Source organism: Mesorhizobium sp. WSM4307, from assembly GCF_007003945.1.
In the GTDB taxonomy this organism is placed as follows: domain Bacteria; phylum Pseudomonadota; class Alphaproteobacteria; order Rhizobiales; family Rhizobiaceae; genus Mesorhizobium.
This window is the reverse complement of record NZ_VFTB01000023.1, coordinates 26,086-48,077: the sequence shown is the minus strand read 5'-3', so window position 1 is coordinate 48,077 and position 21,992 is coordinate 26,086. Positions and strand designations below refer to the sequence as shown.

Here is a 21,992-nt window from a genome sequence, read left to right as displayed (position 1 = left end):
TCGATTGAATGTAACCTTGGAAGCCAGCACGTCAACACCGGAGTACTCAAGCGCTGTTTTTAGCTCTTCGCAGTCGCACAAAAATATGCCAAACGCGACACCCGCTGTTGGTAACGTAAGGGAAGGGGCCTCGGTTGAGCGCGGCTGGTGAGATAAAAGGGATGACTCCTCCAGATATTCGATCGCGAAAAGGCCAGACGCCACTTGTATGCTTGACGGCCTACACCACGCCGGTCGCGAGGCTGCTCGATCGCCACTGCGACATCGTTCTTGTCGGCGACAGCGTCGGCATGGTGCTGCACGGCCTGTCGTCGACGCTGGGGGTCACGCTCGACATGATGATCATGCACGGACAGGCCGTTCGCCGCGGCCTTGAACACGCGCTGATGGTCGTCGACCTGCCCTTCGGTTCCTACGAGGAAAGCCCAGAGCACGCTTTCGGCAACGCTGCGCGCGTGATGGGTGAGACCGGTTGTTCAGCGGTAAAGATCGAGGGCGGCGAGACCATCGCGGAAACCATCCGCTTCCTTACCGCGCGCGGCGTACCTGTCATGGCCCATGTGGGCCTGACGCCGCAGGCGGTAAACACGTTTGGAGGCTATCGTGTGCAGGGCCGGGGAGCCGATGCAGAGCGGATCAGGCGCGACGCCAGGGCGGTAACTGAAGCTGGCGCCTTCTCCTTGGTGCTGGAAAAGATACCGGAGCAGCTTGCACGGCAGATAACCGCCGATATCGACATACCCACCATCGGCATCGGTGCCTCGCCAGCTTGCGACGGCCAGATTCTGGTGAGCCACGATATGCTCGGGCTCTTCACCTCATTTCGGCCGAAGTTCGTCAAACGCTATGCCGAGCTCGGTGAGCAGGCTGAGGCGGCAATCGCCGCTTACGCCACCGATATGCGGAACCGGCACTTTCCGGCGGTCGAACATCTCTATGTCAACGCCTTGAAGGCCGGTGACTTCACATGAGCGTGCCGATCGCTCGAACCGTGAGCGAGCTGCGCGGCGTCGTTGCGCAATGGCGTCGCTCGGGTGCCACGATCGGTATTGTGCCGACCATGGGAGCCTTGCACGACGGGCATCTGAGCCTCGTGCGGAAGGCGCTCGAAAGGGCCGAGCGGGTGATCGTGACGCTGTTCGTAAACCCCAAGCAGTTCAACAGCCCCGCCGACCTGATTGCCTACCCTCGGACGGAAAGCGACGATGCTGCCAAGCTCGCTCTGCTGGGCACGCATCTGCTCTATGTGCCGGACACAGAGGAAATGTACCAGGTGGGCTTCGCCACGGCCGTTTCAGTGTCCGGCATCAGCGAATGCCTTTGCGGCGCATTCCGGCTCGGCCATTTCAATGGCGTGGCGACGGTCGTGGCCAAGCTCTTCCTGCAGGCCGGCGCTGACTTCGCCTTTTTTGGCGAAAAGGATTTTCAGCAACTTCAGCTTGTCAGGCGCTTGGTCCGGGATCTCGACATTCCGATCACTATTGTGCCCTGTCCGACAGTCCGCGAAGCCGATGGTCTTGCGCTATCGTCGCGTAACGTGCGGCTCTCCCCAGCCCAACGCGCCATTGCCCCAAAACTAGCATCGGTCCTGCTCGATACGGCCGAGCGGCTTGCACGCGGCTCCCCCATCCTGCCTACGCTTGATGAAGCGCGTGCAGCAATTCTGGCTGCCGGCTATCGCGAGCTCGAATACCTGGAGCTTCGCGGAGAAACAGACCTGCAATCGTTAGCAAGCCTTGACCGACCGGCACGCTTGCTTGCTGCGGCTTGGCTTGGCGACACGCGGCTCATCGATAACGTCGCAATATCACCCATCGGTAGTTGGTCAGGTGGGCGGAGCTCTCTCCAATCGGAAGCAGCACAGCAATTGCGGTGATGACGGCGGCGCGTCGTATGCCCTGCAGGGACAGGCCATCATTTAGAACCACGTCTCCGTCGGCTTCCAGCAACCTCCGCGAGGTACGCTAAGCGCAGATGCATCGCGTATTTGAAACCTTGGTCGAGCAACTCTCTGCAAGCGTCGATGCCGTCGATCTCCATGAGGCAATGGCGTCCGCCGCAGCCGGGTTCGACTTTCCGCTCTTCGCTTATTTCACCTACCCATCCGCTTCCGGCGACAGGCCGCGATTGATCTCGAATTATCCATCATCATGGACATCACATTACCTGCAACAGCGCTACCACAGCGTGGATCCCGTGATCCTGCGGGGACTGCGGGGCTGGGATACCTTCGACTGGGGTGTGGACCGCGATCACCGTTATTTGCCGACCTCTCAGCAGGAAGTCCTGGAAAAAGCAGCTGAGTTCGGCATTCGCGGCGGACTGACCATGTCGATGCATGATCATCGCGGCCGGTTCGCCGCACTGACCTTCGCCTCCAACGAGGCGCATCCGCCATTTCTGAGGTCGCTGACGCGCTACGAAAAAGCAATGCAACTGGTTGCGATCAACGTTCATATCCATGCCCGGCGCAGGCTCGCCGAAGATTGCGTGGTAGATGGCATAATGCTCACCCGGCGGGAGTTCGAGTGCCTGAAATGGGCGGCGTGCGGCAAGTCGGCCTGGGATATCAGCCAGATTCTCGGTGTCTCGAAACGCACCGTGACCTTCCATCAGGAAAACGCCAAGGCGAAGCTTGGCGTGCGAACCATCAACCAGGCCGTAGTGCGGATGGCTGCTCGGGCGAGATCCTGATCCTCTCCAAGTCTAGCTGTAAAGGTCTACAGGCTGCATTCATGACGGCTTTGCCCTTCGATTGCGTGGACACATCCCGCACGGAGACGACAATGATGCAGCTGATAACACCCGACTGCTACGCCGAGTTTGCGAGCGAACTCAAGGAAATGCACGGACTTAGGTATCGGGTTTTCAAGAAGCGGCTCGATTGGGAAGTGCAGACCGAAGGCGAAATGGAAACGGACTCGTTTGACAGCCTGAACCCCGTCTACCTGCTTCTCAAGGGGTCCGATTGGCGAACTTGCGGCTGCGTCCGCCTTTTGCCGACCACCGGACCGACAATGTTGCGCGATACGTTTCCGACGCTGCTGGATGAGATGGTGGTCCCTGCGAGTGCCGATATCTGGGAGAGTAGTCGTTTCGCGCTCGATCTCCCTGCGACAGCGCCGAAGGCAGCTGGCGGCCTGGCCCAAGCAACCTACGAGCTCTTCGCGGGGATCATCGAATTCGGCTTGGCCAACAATCTCTCCGGGATCGTAACGGTGACAGATACGCGCATCGAAAGGATCCTTCGTCTCGCGACCTGGCCGTTGTCACGTATCGGACAGCCCAAGCAGGTCGGCAACACCGAGGCAGTCGCCGGCTTCCTCGATATTTCCTACGCCAGTCTCTTGCGCATCCGCTGGAGGGGACGCCTCAACGGGCCGGTGTTGTGGCAACCAGTTCTCATCCAATCGGCATAGCGCCTGCGGATGCTCAGCCGTGACTTGAGTTAAGTCTGCTCACGGCCGCCACCGCCGCCGTGAGGGTGAGCGGACCCGCCCCACGAGCTTTCGACTGTTCCGGTCGATTGGCTCGCGCGGCCGGACTTTGGATTTCCGTAGGCGCAACCCGCAGTCCAGCGTGAGCACGCCAAAATGGCGCCCCTCCGCTTCGTCCAAAGAAGCCAACGTGGCTTCTGAGGTCGTCTTAGAATATTGGACCGGCCGCCGTGAGCGATCGCAACCTCAAAGCTTTGCCGGTATGCCGGTTTGGCCGGACCGTCGGCCAGTCGGAGCAGTCCCCCGATAAGGACCCGAGCTGACGCGCGGTCCAACAGCGCCCGAGCCTATGCTTTGTGCATTACCGTTCGGTTGGCCATGTCGTCCAAGACCGCATGAAGAAGGCTTCCAACCTCCTGCGCAGCGAGCTCTGGCGCAATTCCTACATCGGACAATTGAATGAGCATTTTCTTGGCGGCACAGCGCCAGAACGCGCTCGCCGCCTCGCCGTTCTTGGTCTCGAGGGCCTGGGCGATACTTTCGACCAATATACGTCGCCGATGCAGCGGAAATACGCAAATGTTTGATTCATGCATCAATCACCTCACAGATTCAGTTCCACAAAGAAAAACACCGGCGTCTTCAAAAGAGCCCCGCTAGCGCGGTGACGGTTCGCGGCGACATGACGAGTTCCACTTCCCCATCGACAAGCCATTGGGAGATGAGCCGCCGGACCGCATATCCGGGACCGCACATAAGGTGAACCACCATTGCTCATCCGGCTGCATTTTCCTGGGCCGTTCGACGAGGCGTTCCAGCCGAATTGACGTCCAATGACTTGATCTCTGAAAGGGCAGGGCGGTACGAATCACCCGACTGTTCCGCTGCTTACATTCCTGCGAGCTTGTGTATGAACGATTAAAGCGTGCCCGAGCCGTTCTTGGTGGCCGCCGCAGAAGGGAATCATGTCATCCGCTGCCTATCGTAGGCGGCGCGACTTCTAGCATGACTGCACTGCCCCGACAGGGCTTTGCAATCGCGCGTTTCGAAGCCTATGCTTTGGCATCGGCCGGCATTTACTTCGGTGCAGCCGACAGTAAGACGTACGCGCTCTTGCCCCGTTGGAAGAGAGCCTTGCCCGATCCCTCTTTCGCGACCAGGTGCTGAAGCCCTCACCCCGCAGGACTTCGCGCTTTTGCGACCATCGCTGCATCACGTCGAACCGGGCATCAAGGACAAGTTGGAGGTCGCGCATCAGCCGATCAAGAACGTATATTTTCCCGAGAGGGGCATCGCGTCGGTGGTCGCCACCATGACCGGCGGGCGGCAAGGTGAAGTCGGCATTGTCGGCTATGACGGGATGAAAGGAATTGCCGTCATTCTCGGAAAGGAAAGCACTACCTGGCGCCTGCCGGTTGAAAACCTTCGCCCTGCGATTAGCCCGTCGCTTCGCACCTCAGTGCTGGACTATGCCCACGCGTTCCTCGTCCAATCATGCCGGACGGCACTGGTCAATGGCCACTCCAAGGTCGAAGAACGGCTGGCCCGCTGGCAGCTGATGGTCCACGACCGTGCGGAAGGAGATAAGATCCTCCCGACGCATGAATTTCTGGCGACCATGCTCGCGCCCACCGCCCGGGGTCACCACGGCCCTGCAAATGCTTGAGTATCGAGGACTGGTGCACGCCAAGCGCGGCGAGATCACGATCATCGACCGTGCCGGATTGATAAAGCTCACACATGGCGCTTATGACAAGGAGGAGCAGCGTTATTTCGGCCTGGCCGCTGCCTGAAGCATGTCGGTTGAAACGGGTTCAGCCGACGTCTCCTTGCCCCTCACCAGGTCGCCCAAAAGCATCAGCGGTTTTGAACGAATCGCAGCGATTGTCCGCAATCGGACATAGGCTTGAAGGCGGTCGAATTCGTGCCATAAGTCGGGTTGGTCAGGGTTCAGGGAGGAATTCGTCATGACCAATTCGTTTCACACCGTCACCGTCGAAAAAGCCGCAGAAGCCTATGTCCTTTCCAGGGGAAGGGTCCGCTTTCTCTCCATGGCGCAGGCGATCCGCGCCATCCGAACACTAATGCCGGCATGCAAGGCCACCGACCGCGAGTTGGAGGAACTGTTGGCGGCCGCTTCCTTCGTTCATGGCGTGCCCGTCGCCTTCGACACAAAAACAGCCGATGGTGTAGAACCACGGCTGCATTCCTAAGAGGGCATGCCGCGCCATGCAGACTGTCAGAGGGCATTCGTCAGATGGTAGTCCGCTAACTTAACTGCAGAGTCTAAAGGACGTGTTCCAGCATTGCGAACTCACCGATCGCTTTGTTGCCAAAGCTGCCAGCAAGCGATCGCCTCATCCAGCCGTTTGCACCATCTCATCACAGACATCATCGCGATGCTACCTGTCCAGCATATGTCCAGCATTTCGCAAGGCGGCCAGAAGGAGCCTCGCATAGCCTGTGACATCGATCTGGGCCTGCATCGAAAGGGGCATGCTGGTCCAGTTCTCCAACGGTGCAATGAAAGGTGAGAAGGTGCCATTGACAAGGCAACAACAGCTAACAAGGCCCTCTCGGTCCAATGCCACCACACCGATCTTGTCGCCTGGATATCCAATGGCTGCGACTCGCTGGACCTCCAGGTCACCGTCCACCCGCACGTCAAAAAGAAGGCTACCACGGCTCCTCGTGGCTATCTCAGCCGCCTTCTCATCAAAGCTTGAAGAGAGCAAGCGGACGCTTTCCACCGCCATCTGGAAAATCACCAAATCCAGTTCATTCACGGCCATATGGGCATTTCCGCGCAACGGGTGGTGATTGCAATGACACATACTGCTTGTTCACAGATGTCGGTCACGAACGATCATTCGTCGGGTTCCGGTTCCGACCAACGGTGTCGCCACCTGATCGTGCTGCGGTTCGAACCTTCCGAACGCGAGCCGAGCGCGCTATGAGGTTGGAGTCTAGGTCTCGGACCCTGCCTCGCGGCCTGCTCATCTTTGGCAGACCCGTTGCAACGCCGCCGCGATGGCGCAAACGCCAGATGACGCTGATCCATCGCTTGATCGTGAACTGAGCTTCTGAACACCATTGGGACAGCAGGGTGGAAGGGCTTGACCAACGCTGCCCCCGTTTTCCAAGAGGACCCGTCCTCGATTGAATCTTTCGAGCCCCGTGCAGCGCGCAGCCAAATGATGACCATCTGGACCCAGCTCGCAGACCGCAAGGCAAAGAGGGAACCTTCCAGGCAGCCAAGCTGCGTCGACGCAAAGAGCGGCCTTTGGAGTTCCCAGAATCGACCCTTCCATAGTTGCGACAGGCAACCACTGCACGAGTGTGGGAGAGCGAATCGCAAGCATTGCGTGAGGTCCTGCGCGTTTTCCCCTCTTGCTATTTGGCACATCGTTTGCGCCGAAGTGGGCGCAGCGTTCGACCGGAGCACTGCATGGGAGAGGGAGGAGCCCCACCCCGATCCGGTCAAGGAGAGAGACGGTGTTGGTTCCAAGAGTTCCCCGCGCGATCTTAGCGCCCCGCAAGCGCCATTTTGCCCGGACCTACGTGCAGGTACTTGCCGCCATAATCCTGGGTGCCGCAATCGGCTATTTCCATTTGGAGACCGGCCACAGCCTGAAGCCGCTCTGCGATGCCTTCGTCGATGTCGTCAAGATAATCACCGTACCTGTCATCTTCCTGACAATGGCGACCGGCATTGCCGGCATGAGCGATCTGCAGAAGGTCGGCCGAGTTGCCGCCAAGGCGATGGTTTATTTCCTTACCTTCTCGACGCTAGCACTCCTTGTCGGGCTGATTGTCGCGAATATCGTTCAGCCTGGCGCCGGCCTCAACATCGATCCGGCCTCGCTCGATGTCGAAGCCGTTAAGGGCTATGTGGCCACGGCTCACGAGCAGTCCGTGACCAGCTTCCTGATGAACATCATCCCGTCAACGATTGCCAGTGCCTTCGCGGAAGGCGACATCCTGCAAGTCTTGTTCCTCTCGGTCCTGTTCCTCTCGATCCTGTTCGGCGCGGTCTGCCGCTACAACGGCCGCTCGCTCTTCTCTCTCGTCCGATACATCAAGGACGAGCTGCTGCTCGCAATGTCCTCCTCAGAGGCCGCGCTGGCCTCGCTCATGGAGAAGATGGAAAAGGCCGGCGCCACGCATTCGGTCGTGGGTCTCATTCCATTCAATCTGGACGGCACGAATATGATGCTCGCCGCCCTTTTCATCGCCCAAGCGACGAAAACTGATCTCCCGATCGGCTGCCGGATCCTCATGCTGTTTGTCGCATTGTTCCCTTCGAACGGAACAACCCGCATTACCGGTGCAGGCCTCGTCACAATGGCTGCAACGCTCTTTCTTGTTCCGGCCGCACCGGTCACCTCCGTGGGGCTTATTCTTGGCGTCGATCAGCTTATGTCCGAATGCCACGCGCTGACGGTTTTTCTCCGCAGCGTAGCGGCAACGCTGGCTGTCACCCGGTCCGGGGCGAGCGGGATAAACGACGATTCGGGGAGCGCCTCACTAGCGGACCGTTCAGCGCTCTGGCGGTGGACGGTCAAGTCGCCCGGCGTGGTGAACACAATTCCCCGTGCGAACGACGCTCAGCTATTGGGGTGGACCCGATGGCGCAAAGCCGTATTTGAGAAACCGCCAGATCGCACCGGCACCTGTGCGCCTGTAGCAACTGCGGGGCACGATCAAAACTGACCCATTTTACACCAAAAAGGCGGCCGTTGCTGCCACGCCGTCCATGGATTGGAGACTCATGTCTAAGCCGACTGCCATCACTGTCGCAGCTCTTCTTTTACTCCTCGCCTTGCTGGCGAGCCAATATAGCGCGAACCTGCACCGGCAGGCGTGGTCGACCGACAGGCAAAAGTGGAGCGGCGCATTCGACAACGATCTCCTTCGCCAATCGCCGGCAACCCGCAAGGCGATGCCGTTCTGGTCATATTCAATGACTACCACAACTGTCCGCATTGCAGACTGGCTGATATCAACTACCAAAAAGCCTTCAAGCATGAGCCCAATCTGAAGCTTGTGATCAAACAGTTCCCGGTCCTGGGACCGGATTCCCAATTCCCAGCCTTCGCCGCACTCGCCTCGAGAAAACAGGGAAAGTTCGACGAATTCCACCGCGCCCTTATGATTTCCCCCAGTTGAAGGGTCACTCTCAAGATCGCAGCGCGTGTAGGCCTTGACGTTGAGCAGCTCAAGCGGGAATGCAAGATCCGGCCATCGCAGATGAAATGCGCGCGTCCGCGCACTCGCGAAAGGTCTGCACTTAGACGGTACGCCCGCGTTGGTGGTCGGCGATATAGTGGTCGCCGACCTTGTGGACATGGCCAGCTTGCAACGCTTGCATCGCCGATGCGCGCTCAAAGCGTGCTGGCTCTCGTGCGGGGCAGCATCTGTAGACCGGCCACGCTGTTGTTGCCGGAGCGTGCCGTTTGTGGCAGCTGGCTTTGCTGTCGCTCCTCGTAATCTTGTTGCGGTCATCCAGCTGCCGTGGGCGCCAACAACAATCCTGAGCGCCCGCGCCTGAAGTCGCTGGCCGGGTGCTCGTGAACCGAGCCCGCTTTTCTTCGGCAAGCTCAGGCGGTCTTGGCCCTGCGGCATCGCCCCCTGGCGCGGGGCAGCCTTCGGCTGCTGACGGTCGCCGGCCTGTCGGCCGGCGTCTTTCTATTGTGGCCTTCCCCCTGGCGCAGGGTGGGCAGCACTCCCTTCTAGGCCCGCCGCGGCGTCCCGCAACCCTTCGCTTGTCGCTTTCGGGTCCTCCACTCCGTTCCGGTCCTGCTGATGCAGTCCGCCTCCGACGGCGGGCCTTTCCGGTCGCTTTTGCCGCCCACCCCGCTTCCGGGGAGGGCGCGCGATTGTAGAGCGGAGGACATCACGATGCGTGCAAACAACAAACGTTGCGGCAGCCGACAGGCTGGCGCAGACAGCGGCGGGCGCACCGGCGCCAGCCTTTATCAGGAAATCACCGACCGCATCATTGCCGAACTGGAGCGCGGCACCGTGCCATGGGTCAAGCCGTGGGGCAGGGCAAGGACAGGCCTCGGCCTGCCGCGGAATGCGGCCACCCAGCGCCGATATTCCGGCATCAATATCCTGATCCTGTGGGGCGCGGTCATCGAGCGCGGTTTCCCCAGCCAGAACTGGCTCACCTTCCGGCAGGCGCTTTCGCTTGGCGGCAATGTCAGGAAGGGCGAGCACGGCACCACCATCGTTCACGCTGACCGCTTTGTTCCCAAGAACGAAAAGCAACGCGCCGACACCGATGGCGACGAACCGCAGGCGGTGCCCTTCCTGAAGCGCTTCACCGTCTTCAATGTCGCGCAGTGCGATAATCTGCCCGAACATCTTTACGCCGCCGGCGAGCCTCTGCCTGAGCGCGAGATGGTCCCGCAGGCCGAGGCGCTCATTCATGCAACCGGCGCTGATTTTCGCGTCGGCGGCGAGCGCGCCTTCTACATGCCCGGCAGCGACACCATACAGGTGCCGCCGCAGCCGGCTTTCTTCCACCAGATCGACTATTACCGGACCTGCTTTCACGAGCTTGGCCACTGGACCGGCCACCCGAGGCGACTCGCGCGCGACCTGTCCGGCTCCTTCGGGTCCAACACCTATGCGCGCGAGGAACTGGTCGCCGAAATCGCATCAGCCTTCATCTGCAGCAGTCTCGGCATCGAGCCGACCGTGCGCCATGCCGACTACATCGGCTCATGGCTGACGGTTTTGCGCGAGGACAACCGCGCCATCTTCCGCGCCGCAAGCCATGCCTCGAAAGCCGCCGATTTCCTGCTTGGCCGCAATGTCGATGTCGAAGGCGAGGCACATGCCGAAACCGCCTATGGGAGCGCGCAATCCTCACACGCGACCGCCTTGCGCCTCTGATGACGCAAAGCCGCGCGCAACCAACTCGACAGTTCTTTTGAGGTTGCCCTAACGCCGATGGCCGGCGTTGGCGTCGATCGTTCATCGGACCGAGGTTCGCAAAAAAAGAGGGCGGCATTGATGCCGCCCTCTCGTTGCGAAAGCTGCCAGAGCTGGATTAGAAATCCATGCCGCCCATGCCGCCCATGCCGCCGCCGCCCATGCCGCCAGGCATGCCGCCGCCAGCCGACTCCTTCTTCGGAGCCTCCGCGATCATGGCTTCGGTGGTGACCAGCAGGCCGGCGACCGAGGCCGCGTCCTGAAGAGCCGTACGGACAACCTTGACCGGATCGACGATACCCATGGCGATCATGTCGCCATACTCGCCGGTCTGGGCGTTGTAGCCGAAGGTCGCGCCCTTGTTCTCAAGGATCTTGCCGGCAACGATCGATGCTTCCGCACCGGCGTTGGCCGCGATCTGGCGGGCCGGAGCCTGCAGCGCACGACGCACGATGTTGATGCCGGCGGCCTGGTCGGCATTGACGCCGGTGGCCTTGATGTTGGCCGAAGCGCGCAGCAGCGCGACGCCACCACCAGCAACGATGCCTTCTTCGACGGCCGCGCGGGTCGCGTTGAGGGCGTCATCGACGCGGTCCTTCTTTTCCTTGACTTCGACTTCCGTCGCACCGCCGACGCGGATCACCGCAACGCCGCCGGCGAGCTTCGCCAGACGTTCCTGCAGCTTCTCCTTGTCGTAGTCCGAAGTGGTCTTTTCGATCTGCTGCTTGATCTGGGCAACGCGGCCCTGGATCTCGGCCTTCTTGCCGGCGCCGTCGACGATGGTGGTGTTCTCCTTGGAGATCGACACCTTCTTGGCGCGGCCGAGCATGTTGAGGCCGACGTTCTCGAGCTTGATGCCGAGGTCTTCCGAGATGACCTGGCCACCGGTGAGGATGGCGATGTCTTCCAGCATGGCCTTGCGGCGATCACCGAAGCCCGGCGCCTTGACGGCGGCGATCTTCAGGCCGCCACGCAGCTTGTTGACGACCAGCGTGGCCAGAGCCTCGCCTTCGACGTCTTCCGAGATGATGAGCAGCGGCTTCGAGGTCTGCACGACGGCTTCGAGAACCGGCAGCATGGCCTGGAGGTTGGACAGCTTCTTCTCGTGCAGGAGGATGTAGACGTCCTCGAGTTCGGCAACCATCTTGTCGGCGTTGGTGACGAAGTAGGGCGAGAGGTAGCCGCGGTCGAACTGCATGCCTTCGACGACTTCGAGTTCGGTCTCGGCGGTCTTGGCTTCCTCAACCGTGATGACGCCTTCGTTGCCGACCTTCTGCATCGCTTCGGCGATCATCTTGCCGACCGAAGCATCGCCGTTGCCGGCGATGGTGCCGACCTGGGCAACCTCTTCGGAGGTCTTGATCTTCTTGGCGTTCTTGATCAGGGTCGCAACGACGTCGGTTACCGCGAGGTCGATGCCGCGCTTCAGGTCCATCGGGTTCATGCCGGCGGCAACGGCCTTGTGGCCTTCCTGGACGATCGACTGCGCCAGAACGGTCGCGGTCGTGGTGCCGTCGCCAGCGATGTCGTTGGTCTTCGAAGCAACTTCGCGGACCATCTGCGCGCCCATGTTTTCGAACTTGTCCTCAAGCTCGATTTCCTTGGCGACGGTGACGCCGTCCTTGGTGATGCGCGGGGCGCCGAACGACTTGTCGATGACCACGTTGCGGCCCTTGGGGCCGAGCGTGACCTTCACCGCGTCAGCGAGGATGTTGACACCGCGCAGCATGCGCTCGCGGGCATCGCGGGAGAATTTTACGTCTTTGGCAGCCATTTTTAGCTCCTGGCAGGGGCTTCAATCGAGCCCGGGAATTCAGTTGACGAAAGGGCCTGATATGAGCCGATGATGCCCATGATGTCGGATTCCTTCATGATCAGAAGGTCTTCGCCATTGAGCTTGACTTCCGTGCCCGACCACTTGCTGAACAGGATGCGGTCGCCGGCCTTGACGTCCAGCGGGACCAGCTTGCCAGCTTCGTCACGAGCGCCGAAGCCGACAGCGATGATCTCGCCTTCCTGCGGCTTTTCCTTTGCCGTGTCGGGGATGATGATCCCGCCAGCGGTCTTGGATTCGGATTCGACCCGGCGAACGACCACGCGGTCATGCAGCGGGCGGAACTTCGACTTTGCCATTTTCGGATTTTTCCCTGGTGCGCTGTTGAGGGGTTTTTGTTAGCACTCGCGATGGACGAGTGCTAACGCGATAGTGAGGTAGGCTGTAAGCGGGCACTCGTCAAGACGGACGAGGGCAGGCGAGGAGCTCTGGCCCCCTCCCCGGTGGAACCCAACGCATACGCGGCATCCGCGTTGATGGCTGCGAGCCCCACATTTCCATTGAATTCGGCGTCATGACGCCAACTTGCTCGCGCCGCTTCCAAGTCGTCAGTCGTGCTGCCGTCAGCACGAACATAGGGCTGCGCTTCACTTCCCGTCGAAGCCGCGGCAAGCAGCGTCGCCGTCAGCACGCTCCTTTGCAGATGCTTGCCAAAGGTGGACAGTGAGCGCACCTGCGCCGGGCTGTTGGTGCGAACGTAAGACGTCATTGACAACTCCTTTTTGCAAGTCGAGCCCCTTCTCCACCTTCGGCCGCCGTCGACGCGAAGAAGTCCGCATCGCGTTGAAGACGAGCTGCGAAAAAGAGAAAGATGTGTTTGATGGCTGCGGCCCCAACGGTGCCTTCAGATTTGAGATCACTTCCGCCGCGAGCGGCTGAAGCTCCTCGCAACGTCAAATCGAATCTGCTGCCAAGCCTCCAGGAAAGGAGAGCATTGCTCATCTCGCGCTTGTGCATGCAGTCAACCTTCGATCCGTGTTGCCACATCAAGAGCAAATGCCGTGCCAAAGCTCACTGGGAAGTGAACGCATGGCTCTCCCTGAAAACCTCACAAATCCAGCATGGTCAATTGTGCGGAACCCGACATGCGTCTTCTGCCACTGTCAGCTTTCGGACAGGCATGACGCGTTTCGCGCCGACCACCGGTCGATCGGTTTTGGGGCCGGTCTGTTCGCCTCATAAGAGCGCGTTACATTGCGTAGCGGTTTCCCGAGCGCCGCCACATGACACTGGACCTGCAGGTAGCACCGGCTTCTCATCCAGCCTTACTTTGGCCCCCTCGCGTATCAAATTCCCGCTGGCGAGCCCTGCTTTCATAGATCGCACCATGCCGGATGTCTGCTCTGGCGCCCGACCCGCTGGCACGATCTCGATCCGGCATAAGGGCGCAGCATCTTTGCAGGCCGTTTCATCCCGGCGTCCTGCTTGGCTGACAGACCGCACTTGGCGAGCGGTCTCCATGCTCTCTCCAAGGACCATCCCTGCGGCTGGCTTGTCGACCTATGGGCGGGTCCGGCCGCCCGAAACCCTCGCGCCATCAGCTTTTTTCCCCGCCGCCTGCGGCGGCTTCCTCGCGCCGCTTCGCTCACAAAAAAGCTGCCCGCTCGGGTCCTTCACTGTCGCTGCGGCCCTGTCGGATTCAGGCGGTCCTGACGCGCCCATTACGGTGCGCCATCGCAGGGGATGGTCCCCGGCGAAACCACAAAAGGAGACTTCGAAATGACCGCGATCGGTTACGTCAACAAGCAGGAAAACGGCGCCTACAAGGGCCAGTTCAAGACGCTCAGCGTCCGCGCCGACATCGATATCGTCCCCAACCAGGCCAAGAGCGCCGATAACCATCCCGACTTCCGGGTGCTTACGCAAGGGGTCGAAGTCGGCGCTGGCTGGATCCGCACCGGCGAGACTTCCGGCAAGGATTATGTGAGCCTGTCGATTGCAGCGCCGGAGTTCGGACCGCGCAAGCTCTACGCCAATCTCGGCCGAGCCGCCGGCCAGGACGATCACGACACCTACGCCATCATCTGGAACCCGGCCGACTGACCGGCCGAGATAAGAGCCTCGCGCCGCAGCCCCGGCGCGGGGCTCATTCCCAGGAGTTCCACCCAAACCCCGTCCGCCCTAAAGGGCGGCGAAAACTCTCCCCCGACTCTTCGCCCGTCCCCGAGACGATCTCCCTCGCCCATCCTCGCCCTCGCTTGTCCGAAGCGAAACGAGGATCATCATGGACGACGAAAACGAACGCGCGGCCCGCGCGAAAAAGGGCAGCCCGTTTCTCAGCACAGCCCAAGCCGCCTTCTATATCGGGCTCTCCCAGCGCACGCTCGAAAAGATGCGGCTCAAGGGCGGCGGCCCGAAATTCCGCAAGCACGGCCGCTATGTCCGCTATCACATCGACGAACTCGACCATTGGTCGAAAGGACACCCGCAGCACTCCATCGCCGGCGATGGCAAGGCCGGTTCCGGCCAGGGCGGCACGGGAGGCCGTTCATGAGGCGGCGCCCTTCCATCCATCTGATCGGCAGCCGCCTGAGGCGTGTTCGAGCCCGTAAGACGGTCGCCTTGGCCGCGGCCGGTCTCGGTCTTTTGGGCTTCACGGCGCTGGGAAAGCCCGCCCCTTGGCTGGTCTGGAACGCCTCGGCCAGCGCGCCGATCGGCCTTTACCGCATCGCTGCGGGAGCGCTGGCGCGTGGCGATCTCGTGCTCGTGCGCCCGCCTGAATACGCGGCGTATCTCGCCGCCGAGCGCAGCTATCTGCCTCGCAATGTGCCGCTGGCAAAACGTCTTGCAGCGCTGCCGGACGATAATGTCTGCGCCTTCAATGACGCCATCATCATCGGCGGCGACATCGTCGCGCGCCGGCTCAAAATCGACGCCGAAGGCCGACCTTTGCCATGGTGGAACGGCTGCCGAGCGCTCGGGGATAACGAGGTTTTCCTGCTCGGCAGCGACAAAAACCGCTCCTTCGACAGCCGCTATTTCGGGCCTGTTCCCACTCAAAATGTCATCGGGAGGCTCGTACCACTATGGACCGAGTGACCCTCCTCTTGTTGGGCATGATCGCCATTGCGCCATGCGCCTGTTCCGCCTCGACCGGCGCTGAGCCGGTCGCCATCTCCCAAAGTCCGCAGCTGCGAAAGTGGCAGACGTTGGTATCGGAAGCAAGCCGGCGCTTCCATATTCCCCAAGCCTGGATCTATGCCGTCATGGCTGCCGAAAGCGGCGGCAAGACAATGCGCGGCGGCCGCCCCATCACCTCCCCCGCTGGCGCCATGGGCCTCATGCAGGTGATGCCCGGCACCTATGAAGAGATGCGGGTCGAACACGGCCTTGGGCCTAACCCCCACGATCCGCGCGACAATATCCTGGCCGGCACGGCCTATCTCAGTGCCATGTATGACCGCTTCGGATTTCCTGGCCTGTTTGGCGCCTACAATGCCGGTCCCGAGCGCTACGACGAGCATTTGAAGCGTGGCAAACCGCTGCCAGAAGAGACCGTCGAGTACCTCGACCAACTCAAGGCGGCCGGAGTTTCGGCGGCCGACATCGAGGCGTTCGAAAGCCAATCTGTCGCTCCAAAGGCGCAAATCGCTCCTCTCGGACGGTCGCTGTTCTTCATTCATGACGGTGTTCACTCAGGCGTGCGAAACGGCGATCTCTTCGTGCCGCTCGGCAAGGACGGCGCGCAGCCGAAGGAGCCGGTGCGTTAGCCATGGCGGACGGGGGCGCGTCTGGCGGGGCTGGGCGCGGAAGGCAAGATAAAGGTACCGCCTCCAGGAGGCGGTTAAATCTTTGTCTGCACATCGTTTTTCCGGGAGGCTGCCGCCGGTGCCAAGAGGGTTTGACGTGTAAGTGTCTGATTTTGCTTGATATGTCTGGGAGGCTCGCATTAAGGATGACGAGTTCAGGCCGAAGCTCGGCAAAATCGGGTCGCGCGGCTCGAAGGCCGGCAAACGCTATGCCGGCCAGGTTCGTGCGGCGATCAACCGGGCTGGCGGCCGGCCGCAACGCGGTGGTCGCTTCACAGGAAGCCGGACAGGGCGCGGCGGGGCGGCCGCCGCACTGCTGAAATCGCGCGACCGGTATGCCGCCTTCCGCCAGCGCCGGGTGATCGTCAAGGCGCGGGTCGTCAAGCTCGCCGGCAAGGGCGCGGACGGGGCGCGTGCCCATCTACGCTATCTTCAGCGCGACGGGGTCACCCGCGAAGGTGAACCTGGCGAGCTCTACGGCGCCGACAGCGGCCGCGTCGACGGCAAGGCGTTCATCGATCGCGCGGACGGCGACCGCCATCAGTTCCGCTTCATCGTCGCTGCCGAAGACGGCATCGAGTACGACGACCTCAAGGCGCTGACGCGGCGGCTCATGGCGCAGATGCAGGAAGACCTCGGCACGAAGCTCGACTGGGTCGCGGTCGATCATTTCAACACCGGCCACCCGCACAGCCACATCATCGTCCGTGGCAGGGACGACCGTGGCGAGAACCTGGTCATCGCGCGCGAATATATCTCATCTGGCATCCGCGAGCGGGCGGCCGAGCTGGTCAGCCTCGATCTCGGTCCGCGAACCGACCGCGAGATTGAGCTTCGCCTGCGCCGGGAAATGGAGCAGGAACGCTTCACCAGCATCGACCGTCGGCTGCTCAGCATGCGTGATGATGACGGCCTGGTCTCGCCGGGCGGTCCCGACGCCATTCGCCAGACGCTGCACCAGGGACGGCTGCGCAAGCTCGAGCGGATGGGTCTGGCCGCGGAGGTCGGCGCTGGCTCCTGGCGCCTCGACGATGAGCTCGAAGCCACGCTGCGCCGCACCGGCGAACGCGGCGACATCATCAAGACCATGCACCGCGAACTGACCGGCAAGGGGCTTGCCCGCAGGGCCGCCGACTGGGTGATCCACGATCGATCCGGCGAGCCCGTCCAGTCTCTCGTCGGTCGCGTTGTCGCGCGTGGACTGGCCGACGAGATCAATGACCGCCATTACATGATCGTCGACGCCGTCGACGGTAAGAGCCATTGGATCAACATCGGTAGAGGCGAGGCGATGGAAACGATGCCTAATGGCTGCATCGTGCGTGTCGCGCCAAGGAACACCGAGCCGAGGCAGGTCGATCGTACCATCGCCGAAATCGCCGCCGCGCATGGCGGCCGTTACGACGTCGATATGCACCTGAAGCATGACCCATCCGCCACCGAGAGCTTTGCGCGAACGCATGTGCGGCGGCTGGAGGCGATCCGCCGCGCGACCGGCGGCGTTGAGCGAGAGCCGAACGGCACCTGGCTCATCGCGCCGGACCATCTCGATCGCGTCGCGAATTATGAGGGCCAGCGGGCCAGGGCCGAGCCTGTCGTTGCCGACAAGCTCTCCTCAATGGCGCTGGAGCGACAGGTCAGCTTCAACGGCGCCACCTGGCTCGACCGGGAGCTGGTTGCCGATAGACCCGAGCCTTTGCACGGATCCGGCTTCGGCCGCGACGTGAGAGAGGCGCAAGCTCGCCGGCGGCAGTGGCTGATCGCGCAAGGCCTCGCGCATAAAGAACAGGATGGGATCGTCTATCGAGCCAACATGCTTTCGATCCTGCGCCAGCGAGAACTGAACCGTGTTGCTGGCCAACTGTCGGAGGAACTTGGCCTGCCCTATGCCGAAGCGCGATTCGGAGGACGAGTAGAGGGTACGCTCCGCCGCTCCGTCGAGCTTGCCAGCGGAAAATATGCCGTCGTTGAAAAGTCGCGCGAGTTCACGCTGGTGCCATGGCGGCCGGTGCTTGAGCGCCATGTGGGCAAGGAGGTCTCCGGTGTCGTGAGTGGGGAGGGGATTTCATGGACCGTCGGCCGGCAAAGGAGCGGACCTGGTGTTTCGTGAGATGGTGTACAGCTTTTTAGCCAGCGGCGCGGGCAGCCATGCGAGCCCGCGTAGACCTTATGGCCGCACGCCCGCAATCGGTCGCATGGACCTGCCAGGCGGGGCGGCTTTGGAGCGTTCGGACCCGACACGCTGCGTGAGTGGCCAGACTTCGAGCGCTCGAAGATGCGGACTGTTGTCTGCTGGCCGGCGTTATTCCGGCTGGCCTATGACCGCGGCGCAACAGTTCACCGCTGAAGTTGCCACGGGCGAACATCGACAAGAGAAAAAACACCATTGCGCGTTACAAATCGCCGTTGAAAGCGTTTAGGTTGCATGCGCTTCGCCAAGTAAACGGATACCCCAGAAGAGAGCCATGACCACGGCCCGCCATATCGTGACGCTGCTTAAAAGCCACATTGCCGGCGACGAGGATCGTTTCCTCTCTATCGCGATGCAGCTTGCTGCGCATGAGGCACGTCAAGGCCATGGCAAGCTTGCTCAGGAGCTCAAGGATCTGGTCGACGCAGCCAAGAGCAGGGACGCCCGGATTGCCAAGAGCAGTCGGCCGGTTCCCCTTTTTCAGCCAAAGGGCGAACTCGCAGGCCTCCTGCATGTGCGCTATCCGGACCTGCGACTGACGGACATGATTTTGCCGGACAGTCTGCGCTCGCGCCTGCACCGCGTGCTGGGAGAGCAGCGCCAACAAGCAAGCTTGCGCGAGCACGGGCTTGTTCCCCGTCGCAAACTGCTTCTGGTCGGCCCGCCAGGATCAGGCAAGACGATGACCGCATCGGCATTGGCCGGGGAGCTTCATCTGCCCCTTTTCATGATCGTCCTCGATGGTTTGATCACCAAGTTCATGGGAGAGACTGCCGGAAAGCTGCGGCTTGTTTTTGATGCAATGCAGGCGACGCGGGGCGTCTACTTCTTTGACGAATTCGATGCCATCGGCGCGCGTCGAGGCGAACGCCAGGATGTTGGCGAGATTCGGCGCGTGCTGAATTCGTTTCTGCAGTTTCTCGAGCAAGACGACAGCCACAGCCTGATTATTGCGGCAACAAATCATCCCGAGCTGCTCGACAGAGCTTTGTTCCGCCGTTTCGACGATGTCATCGAATACGCCGTGCCCGATCGGCCGATTATCGAGGCGCTGCTTCGGGCTCGACTCGACCGCTTCGACACCAGAGGGCTTGCCTGGAACGAGGCGATCTCTCAGGCAGAGAGACTGTCGCAGGCCGAGATCACCCGCGCGGCCGACGACGCTGCAAAAACCATCATATTGCGGGGGGGGAAGCGGATCACCTCGGAAGCGCTCATCGACGCTCTGAAGGAACGCCGGCAGGCTTCGCTGTCTGAGTAGCGACAGCACAGATCATAATGGCAGACGATTTTCCGCGCGACCGCGCCCATATCCACCTTCGCAACAACGGCATTCGGGAAGCCTATCGGCGGCCCAACCAACTTATACATGCACCGCCGCTGCCGGCGCGTGATCGGGCGTCGCATGCTGCGGCCTTGACGCAATCCATCGAACAAGCGGTCGAAAGTGCACGCCAGCAGATTGCGGCGCGTGACCCCCAGCTGTCGGTCGGCACGCCTGGCTTTTACCTCGAGATCGATCTGCCCATGTCCGGACGGGCGGCCCTCGACCAGTTGGCCGATCGTCGCCAGCACATGGAGCTGGTCGCCGTCCATGAGCCAACTCAACCCGGTGCTCCCATCACAGCGTCGGTGTTCCTGCCGCAAAGCGCGCAAGCCTATTATTTGCGGAAAGTCGAGGCGTATCGAGACGTTGACACTGACCGCGGCAGACCGCGCAACGAGCCGCTCGTCTCCCGCATGGAGACAGTCAGGCTGGCGACTGCACGATCGTTGTTTACCGACCACGACGACCTCTTCCCCCAGGCCGCTGACGAGCAGGTGTGGTGGGAAGTCTGGCTGCGCGACGGTCGCCGCGAGAACTTCGAGCACATTGCCGAAGCCCTGAACATCACTTTGCGCACGCATGCGGTCAGGTTTCCGGAGCGGGTGGTCATGCTGGCACTCGCCAGCACGGCAATGCTCGACCGCATGATTGCGCACAGCGATGTCGTCGCCGAGCTGCGGCGCGCGAAGGATACGCCGTCCTTCTTCATGGGCCTTGGCGGCGCGGAGCAAAGGGACTGGAGCGACGAGCTTCTCGGGCGCGTCAGACCGCCTCAATCCGATATTGCGGTCTGCATTCTCGACAGCGGCGTACGTCGCACCCACCCGTTGATCGAACCCGCACTTGCCGTTGAAGACTGGCACACCGTCAAACCGGCATGGGGCAGCGACGACACACCTGCGTGGAGCGGCCACGGGACGCGAATGGCAGGTGTCGGCCTGTACGGTGATCTGGTCCCGCTCCTGGTCGGAGGCGATCCAGTTCCATTGCCCTTTCGGCTGGAGAGTGTCCGTATCCTTCCGCCAGAAGACGAGGCAAACGATCCAGAACTCTATGGCTCGATCACCGCGGAAGCGATCGCCCGCGCCGAGGTGCAGGCGCCGGAGCGCCGCCGCGCGATCGCAATGGCTGTGACAAGCGCCAGTCCGGCGCGTGGAAGGCCCACATCGTGGTCTGCCGCTATCGACCAACTCTGTTTCGAAGAGGAGCAGCGACGCTTGATCGTTCTCTCTGCCGGCAACATCGGCGATGACCTCATGCCGGCCGAGCATTTGACGCGCAACGATCTGGAAGCAGTCGATGATCCTTCTCAGGCCTGGAATGCGCTGACGGTCGGCGCTTTCACAGAAAAGGTCGATATCATTGACACCGACTTTGCGGGCTACGCTCCGATCGCGCCGGTCGGCGAGCTCTCGCCGCGCAGTCGCACTTCGGTCGTTTGGGACAGGCAGTGGCCGGTGAAGCCCGAGGTCGTCTTCGAAGGCGGCAATCTCGCCCATGACGGTGTGTTGCCTGGCGAGCCGATCGACGATCTGCAGATATTGACCACTTTCTATCGACCCGAACTGCGCCACTTCACCACCCTCGGAGATACGAGCGCGGCAACGGCCCATGCCGCACGGATGGCGGGACTAATTCTATCAGCGCGCCCCGAGCTGTGGCCTGAAACGGTTCGCGCCCTGATCGTCCACTCGGCCGAATGGACTCCGGCGATGCGCGCACGCATCGATGCGTGCAACGGAGCGAAGGGCGAGATCCAGGCGCTCGTGCGGCGCTATGGTTACGGCGTGCCAGATCTTGGGCGCGCGCTTCTGTCAACGGTGAACGACCTCACGCTTATCGTTGAAGATGAGCTTCAGCCTTTCCAGCGCGAGGGCGGCGCGGCTGCCAAAACGCGTGACATGAAGCTGCATCGCCTGCCTTGGCCGAAGGAGCAGCTCGCGGCGCTCGGCGCTGCCCAGGTCGAGCTCCGCGTCACGCTGTCCTATTTCATCGAACCCAACCCCGGTGAACGCGGATGGACCCGCCGGCATCGTTACGCGTCCCATGGTCTTCGGTTCAGAGTAAAGTCAGCGACCGAGACAGTCGACGAATTCCGAGCCCGCATCAATCAGGCCGCTCGGGACGAGGAGGAAGGGGCGCCTGCTGGAGGCGGAGAAGAGTGGCTGCTCGGCACCTTCCGCGATCGCGGCTCGTTGCACGCCGATTTCTGGTCGGGCAGCGCCGCCGATCTCGCCGAGCGTGATGCGATCGGCGTGTTCCCGGTCGGGGGCTGGTGGAAGGAGAAGCCTTACCTGGAACGCGTCGACGCTCTGGCTCGGTACGCCCTGATTGTGACGATGCGGGCGCCTGGGGTCGATGTTGACATCTTCACACCCGTCGAAGCAGCCCTGACTGTCGAGACGTCGGTCGAGACCTGATGCAGCACTGTCCAAATCGGCCAACAACGGAGGTTTGACCAGCCTCTGGTGCCATGGCGGCTGGTGCTGGATCATCACGTCGGCAACAGGGA

Annotated in this window: 21 protein-coding genes and 1 pseudogene; 17 read left to right on the top strand and 5 right to left on the bottom strand. The window is 61.6% G+C overall.

Features of this window, described 5'->3' with window-relative positions; all coding sequences use genetic code 11:
• Positions 1-134: 134 nt before the first annotated feature.
• From panB to FJV83_RS35210, 4 genes are all read left to right on the top strand, one after another.
• Positions 135-971, top strand: coding sequence for a 3-methyl-2-oxobutanoate hydroxymethyltransferase (gene panB, locus FJV83_RS35225; protein ID WP_063169249.1), 837 nt, complete (start codon positions 135-137; stop codon positions 969-971).
• Entirely contained in the window at positions 968-1,876 is a 909-nt protein-coding gene (panC, locus tag FJV83_RS35220) for a pantoate--beta-alanine ligase (RefSeq protein WP_063169248.1), read from the top strand. Before panB ends, panC begins: the two co-directional genes overlap by 4 nt.
• Positions 1,877-1,974: 98 nt before the next feature.
• A complete protein-coding gene (locus FJV83_RS35215) occupies positions 1,975-2,694 on the top strand; it encodes a LuxR family transcriptional regulator (RefSeq protein WP_063169247.1) in 720 nt (239 codons plus the stop codon).
• 92 nt (positions 2,695-2,786) lie between these two features.
• On the top strand, positions 2,787-3,419 hold the full coding sequence (locus FJV83_RS35210; RefSeq protein WP_063169246.1) for an acyl-homoserine-lactone synthase: 633 nt from the start codon (positions 2,787-2,789) through the stop codon (positions 3,417-3,419).
• Between the two features lie 365 nt (positions 3,420-3,784).
• Here the strand turns inward: FJV83_RS35210 and FJV83_RS37395 are convergent, their stop codons facing one another.
• A complete protein-coding gene (locus tag FJV83_RS37395) occupies positions 3,785-4,033 on the bottom strand; it encodes a DUF6074 family protein (protein WP_063169245.1) in 249 nt (82 codons plus the stop codon).
• A gap of 599 nt (positions 4,034-4,632) precedes the next feature.
• On the opposite strand from FJV83_RS37395, the gene FJV83_RS35200 reads away from it, so the two are divergent.
• The 3 genes from FJV83_RS35200 to FJV83_RS35195 all read left to right on the top strand — a co-directional run bounded on the left by FJV83_RS35200 (position 4,633) and on the right by FJV83_RS35195 (position 5,650).
• Positions 4,633-5,103 (top strand): hypothetical protein, encoded by a 471-nt coding sequence (locus tag FJV83_RS35200; protein WP_224570941.1) that lies wholly within the window; start codon positions 4,633-4,635, stop codon positions 5,101-5,103.
• Positions 5,096-5,230 (top strand): hypothetical protein, encoded by a 135-nt coding sequence (locus FJV83_RS37645; RefSeq protein WP_256754986.1) that lies wholly within the window; start codon positions 5,096-5,098, stop codon positions 5,228-5,230. The genes FJV83_RS35200 and FJV83_RS37645 overlap by 8 nt, the downstream gene beginning before the upstream one ends.
• Before the next feature lie 174 nt (positions 5,231-5,404).
• A complete protein-coding gene (locus FJV83_RS35195) occupies positions 5,405-5,650 on the top strand; it encodes a hypothetical protein (protein WP_063169243.1) in 246 nt (81 codons plus the stop codon).
• A 189-nt stretch (positions 5,651-5,839) separates the two neighbouring features.
• Here the strand turns inward: FJV83_RS35195 and FJV83_RS35190 are convergent, their stop codons facing one another.
• A complete protein-coding gene (locus tag FJV83_RS35190; protein ID WP_024505560.1) occupies positions 5,840-6,229 on the bottom strand; it encodes a hypothetical protein in 390 nt (129 codons plus the stop codon).
• A 706-nt stretch (positions 6,230-6,935) separates the two neighbouring features.
• On the opposite strand from FJV83_RS35190, the gene FJV83_RS35185 reads away from it, so the two are divergent.
• The 3 genes from FJV83_RS35185 to FJV83_RS35175 all read left to right on the top strand — a co-directional run bounded on the left by FJV83_RS35185 (position 6,936) and on the right by FJV83_RS35175 (position 10,340).
• Entirely contained in the window at positions 6,936-8,150 is a 1,215-nt protein-coding gene (locus FJV83_RS35185) for a cation:dicarboxylase symporter family transporter (RefSeq protein WP_210326676.1), read from the top strand.
• 150 nt (positions 8,151-8,300) lie between these two features.
• Positions 8,301-8,606, top strand: coding sequence for a thioredoxin domain-containing protein (locus FJV83_RS37390; RefSeq protein ID WP_126057771.1), 306 nt, complete (start codon positions 8,301-8,303; stop codon positions 8,604-8,606).
• 732 nt (positions 8,607-9,338) lie between these two features.
• Positions 9,339-10,340 (top strand): zincin-like metallopeptidase domain-containing protein, encoded by a 1,002-nt coding sequence (locus FJV83_RS35175; protein ID WP_063169241.1) that lies wholly within the window; start codon positions 9,339-9,341, stop codon positions 10,338-10,340.
• 157 nt (positions 10,341-10,497) lie between these two features.
• On the opposite strand, the gene groL is transcribed toward FJV83_RS35175, so the two are convergent.
• The 3 genes and pseudogenes from groL to FJV83_RS35160 all read right to left on the bottom strand — a co-directional run bounded on the left by groL (position 10,498) and on the right by FJV83_RS35160 (position 12,922).
• Positions 10,498-12,153, bottom strand: a complete 1,656-nt coding sequence (groL, locus tag FJV83_RS35170; protein ID WP_063169240.1) for a chaperonin GroEL — start codon at positions 12,151-12,153, stop codon at positions 10,498-10,500.
• 65 nt (positions 12,154-12,218) lie between these two features.
• Positions 12,219-12,512: pseudogene (gene groES, locus FJV83_RS35165) on the bottom strand (co-chaperone GroES); the annotation flags it as partial.
• A gap of 62 nt (positions 12,513-12,574) precedes the next feature.
• Positions 12,575-12,922: a hypothetical protein gene (locus FJV83_RS35160; protein WP_063169239.1), complete on the bottom strand. Its 348-nt coding sequence runs from the start codon at positions 12,920-12,922 to the stop codon at positions 12,575-12,577.
• Positions 12,923-13,932: 1,010 nt separating this feature from the next.
• On the opposite strand from FJV83_RS35160, the gene FJV83_RS35155 reads away from it, so the two are divergent.
• The 7 genes from FJV83_RS35155 (at position 13,933) to FJV83_RS35125 (ending at position 21,900) form a co-directional block, all read left to right on the top strand.
• Entirely contained in the window at positions 13,933-14,256 is a 324-nt protein-coding gene (locus tag FJV83_RS35155) for a DUF736 domain-containing protein (protein WP_024505644.1), read from the top strand.
• A gap of 181 nt (positions 14,257-14,437) precedes the next feature.
• Positions 14,438-14,707, top strand: a complete 270-nt coding sequence (locus tag FJV83_RS35150; protein WP_024505645.1) for a helix-turn-helix domain-containing protein — start codon at positions 14,438-14,440, stop codon at positions 14,705-14,707.
• Positions 14,704-15,252 (top strand): S26 family signal peptidase, encoded by a 549-nt coding sequence (locus FJV83_RS35145; protein ID WP_024505646.1) that lies wholly within the window; start codon positions 14,704-14,706, stop codon positions 15,250-15,252. Before FJV83_RS35150 ends, FJV83_RS35145 begins: the two co-directional genes overlap by 4 nt.
• Complete coding sequence (locus tag FJV83_RS35140) at positions 15,240-15,923, top strand: lytic transglycosylase domain-containing protein (RefSeq protein ID WP_024505647.1); 684 nt, start codon at positions 15,240-15,242, stop codon at positions 15,921-15,923. Before FJV83_RS35145 ends, FJV83_RS35140 begins: the two co-directional genes overlap by 13 nt.
• A gap of 178 nt (positions 15,924-16,101) precedes the next feature.
• Entirely contained in the window at positions 16,102-18,072 is a 1,971-nt protein-coding gene (rlxS, locus tag FJV83_RS35135; RefSeq protein WP_063169238.1) for a relaxase/mobilization nuclease RlxS, read from the top strand.
• Positions 18,073-18,427: 355 nt separating this feature from the next.
• Positions 18,428-19,414 (top strand): ATP-binding protein, encoded by a 987-nt coding sequence (locus FJV83_RS35130; protein WP_024505649.1) that lies wholly within the window; start codon positions 18,428-18,430, stop codon positions 19,412-19,414.
• 17 nt (positions 19,415-19,431) lie between these two features.
• The gene (locus FJV83_RS35125) at positions 19,432-21,900 is read left to right on the top strand and encodes a S8 family peptidase (protein ID WP_063169237.1); all 2,469 of its coding nucleotides are present in this window, start codon (positions 19,432-19,434) and stop codon (positions 21,898-21,900) included.
• Positions 21,901-21,992 lie beyond the last annotated feature (92 nt).